Source organism: Nocardioides sp. (genome assembly GCF_031422975.1).
GTDB lineage: Bacteria > Actinomycetota > Actinomycetes > Propionibacteriales > Nocardioidaceae > Nocardioides.
The window spans coordinates 1-3,492 of the sequence record NZ_JANPEO010000060.1; the positions used below are offsets into that span (position 1 = coordinate 1).

Genomic DNA, 3,492 nt, shown 5'->3' on the forward strand with positions numbered 1-3,492 from the left:
CTCCGGGCTGCCCGAGTCGGTGATCGCCACCCTCGAGCCGGGCAAGCCGCTGCGGATGGCCTTCGGGTCGTGTCGGACCTCGGTCTCGCACGACGAGCGGGGCAACAGGTCTCACGGCATCGACACGCTGCGCACGTATGCGCTGAGGATGGCCGGGAAGACACAGGCACGTCACCCCGACGGCGACCGCGATCTCCTCGAGCCGCGATGGCCCGACCTCGTGCTCTTCCTGGGCGACCAGGTCTATGCCGACGAGACGACCGAGGAGATGCGGGAGTTCATCACCGCCCGACGCGACATCGAGCAGCCGCCCTGGACCGAGCTGCGCGACTACGAGGAGTACGCACACCTCTACTGCCTCGCCTGGACCGATGCCACCAACAGGTGGCTGCTCTCGACGCTGCCCAGCGCGATGATCTTCGACGACCACGACATCCGCGACGACTGGAACACCTCGCAGGCGTGGCGCGACGAGATGGAGGCCACCTCGTGGTGGCACGGTCGGATCGTGGCCGGCCTGGCGTCGTACTGGGTCTACCAGCACGTGGGCAATCTCTCGCCCACCGCCCGGCTCCAGGACGAGCTCTGGCAGCAGGTGCTGGCCCACGAGGGTGACGACGAGCTCGACATGTCCGAGGCGCTGGACGCCTTCGCCGACCGCGTCGACCGGGAGCCGCACACCTATCGCTGGAGCTACGCGCGCGAGTTCGGTGACCAGGCGCGCCTGGTCGTGGTGGATTCTCGTGCGGCTCGCGTCCTGGATCCTGACCAGCGCGCGCTCCTCGACCCCGACGAGCTGGCCTGGCTCGACGAGCATCTCCGCGGCGATGTCGATCACCTGTTGGTGGGCACCTCCATCCCCTTCATGCTCGCCCGCGGACTGCACCACCTCGAGGCCGCCGGGGAGGCCCTGGCCGGAGGAGCCTGGGGCGAGCGGGGTGCCCGCGTCGGCGAGTGGGCGCGCCAGCTGGTCGACCTCGAGCACTGGGCGGCCTTCCAGGACACGTTCCAGCGGGTCGCCGCGATGACCATCGAGGTCGCCGCCGGACAGCGCGGCCGGGCGCCGGTCAGCGTGACGTTCCTGTCCGGGGACGTGCACCACAGCTACGTCAGCGAGGCGCGTCTCTCACGTCGTACGGCGCGACGCAGCCCGCCGCTGCAGAGCCACCTGGTGCAGGCGGTCTGCTCCCCGATCCGCAACCCGCTCTCGCGCAACATGCGCTTCGCCACCGCGATCCTCAGCTACGGAGTGGCAGGACCACTCGGTCGGCTGGCGTCTCACTGGGCGAAGGTGGCGAACAGCCCGATCCTGTGGAAGTACGCCAAGGGGCCGTGGTTCGACAACAACCTGGCGTTCCTCGAGCTCGACTCGTCGTCGCTGCGCATGTGGTGGGTCGGCGGCACCGTGGTCGACAACGACCACGAGTCGCCGCGGATGACGAAGGTCGCCGACTACACGCTGGGCGAGTAGCCCCGGAGTGCGCCATCGGCCGGGCCGGGCGCCACGGCGGACGGCAGGCGTGGTGCTAGCTGGAGCTGCCCGCCAGGACTCGCCCGTGGATGCACTGGCACGAGTCGGAGCAGGGCAGGTAGGTGTGCTGCCCATGCCCGCACTCGACGCACGGGCGGTCGTGCGAGAGATGGTCGGTGCTGCTGCTCACGGTGTCCCACATGGTGTTGCCCCTACGCGTCCTTGAGTAGTTGTGAGTTCAAGGTGACACGACTCCCGGCCTGCCGACGGCGAATGCGCGCGGTGGGGGGTCATCGGACCATCACAACCACCCGTCGTGACTAGACAGCGCCGCTGATCGGTCGCCGCAGCCGCCCAGGGCGCGGTCACCGCGTCTGGGCGCGGGCGGGGTGCTACCGCCGGGCGAGTCGCACCACCGGGATCACGCGGGGCGCGGCGTTCGTCTCGTAGGCCGCGAAGCCGGGAGCGGCCGCCGTGAACTTCGCCCAGGCCTCGTCACGAGCAGTGCCCTGCAGGTCCTCGGCCACGACGTCGTACGCCGCGATGCCGCTGTCCGCCGAGGCATCCGGCACCTCCACGGAGGCCGCCGGGTTGGCGAGCAGGTTGTGGTACCAGTCGGGGCTCTCGGGCGCCCCGCCCTTCGACGCCGCGACCAACCAGCCGTCGCCGTCGGGGATGGCCATCAGCGGATTGACGCGTGGGGCTCCGGACCTGGCGCCGACGGAGTGCAGGAGCACCAGTCGGTCGCCGAATCCCATCGTGGTCACGGTGCCCCGGTTGATGTGGAACTCCTCGATGATCTGCGCATTGAAGTCGTTCATGGCTCGACGCTATCCGCGCGGACACCGTGGCACCATCGCCCTGTGCGTGCTTTCGTGTCCGGATGCGTCTCGGCGATGTTGGTGCTGCCGGTGGCCTGCGACGCCGACGCGGATCCGGAGCCGGTGGAACCGGCCTGGCACGCGGCCCTCCTGCCCGATCCGAGTGGTCCACGGGGTCGGATCGCGGTTCGGGATGCAGTGAGATGCGGGGGAGCGTGGACGGCCGTCGGCGGTGTGGTGCTCACCGAGCCGACCGACACCCAGGACGCCCGACCGGCCGCATGGCGCTCTACCGACGGCGTCACCTGGACGGCGCTGGACGTCACCGCCACGACCTATTGGGGACGGCGCGCCGTCCTGTCCACGATCGCCTGCGCGCACGACCGGGTCGTTGCGGTCGGCGCCAGGTCCGGGGGAGCGCACGGCAACCCGCGGGTGACCACGTTCTTCGAGAAGCTCGGCACGCTCGACGACCAGCGCGCTGCCTTCAACCTGTACGGCGGCGCCACGGCGACCAACGTCGGGCCGATCGCCGGCGCCGACCCCGGCTGGCTGATCACGGGCAACCGGATCAGCGGCCCGGCGGTGTGGCACTCAGTCGACGGTCGGGACTTCACCATCGAGGAGGGCCGACCGGGCCTGGCCGACGAGGACGGCTTCGTCTCGCTGGCTCAGGGAGCCGCCTGGGACGGCGACGGCTGGGTCGTGGTCGGCGGCGGCAACGCGCGCTCCACGCTGGACCGGGAACCGGTCGTCTGGATGTCGGGCGACGCGGTGTCCTGGGAACGCAGCGAGGTGCCCGGCAGCGACGCATTCGACGACCTCGAGAGGGTGGTCGCCGTCACCGGTGACCTGGTCGCGCTGGGACTGCGCGGCGACACCTTCGGGGTCTGGCGGCGCCGGGGGGACGTGTGGAGCATGGGGGAGGCGTTCGGGGTACTCCCGGATGAGGCGCGGCGCAGCCCGTTCGTGTCATCGCTGGTCACCAGCGGCCGCGGCCTGTGGTCGACGACGAGCGACGGGGCCACCTATGCGCTGTGGCACAGCACGGACGGCGACGAGTGGGCCCGGGCCACGATCCCGGTGCAGGCACCCGAGACGGGCGGCGAGCGCATCCTCACGGTGGCCGCTGACGACGAGACGGTGCTGCTGCTGGCCGACGACGGCACGGGCGGGCGCCTGTGGTGGTCCGCGGAATAG

3 protein-coding genes are annotated in these 3,492 nt (G+C 70.9%); 2 read left to right on the forward strand and 1 reads right to left on the reverse strand.

Annotation, left to right across the window (positions count from 1 at the left end; genetic code table 11):
* A partial coding sequence (locus RMO85_RS02030; RefSeq protein ID WP_310526163.1) for an alkaline phosphatase D family protein occupies positions 1-1,471 on the forward strand: 1,471 nt, incomplete at its 5' end.
* 392 nt (positions 1,472-1,863) lie between these two features.
* On the opposite strand, the gene RMO85_RS02035 is transcribed toward RMO85_RS02030, so the two are convergent.
* On the reverse strand, positions 1,864-2,292 hold the full coding sequence (locus RMO85_RS02035; protein WP_310526165.1) for a nitroreductase/quinone reductase family protein: 429 nt from the start codon (positions 2,290-2,292) through the stop codon (positions 1,864-1,866).
* 42 nt (positions 2,293-2,334) lie between these two features.
* Here RMO85_RS02035 and RMO85_RS02040 point away from each other — a divergent pair, with 42 nt between their 5' ends.
* A complete protein-coding gene (locus tag RMO85_RS02040) occupies positions 2,335-3,492 on the forward strand; it encodes a hypothetical protein (RefSeq protein WP_310526167.1) in 1,158 nt (385 codons plus the stop codon).

Coding starts and splice junctions, on each gene's coding strand:
- RMO85_RS02035 (WP_310526165.1), bottom strand. CDS start 2,292: ATGAACGACTTCAATGCGCAGATCATCGAGGAGTTCCACATCAACCGG.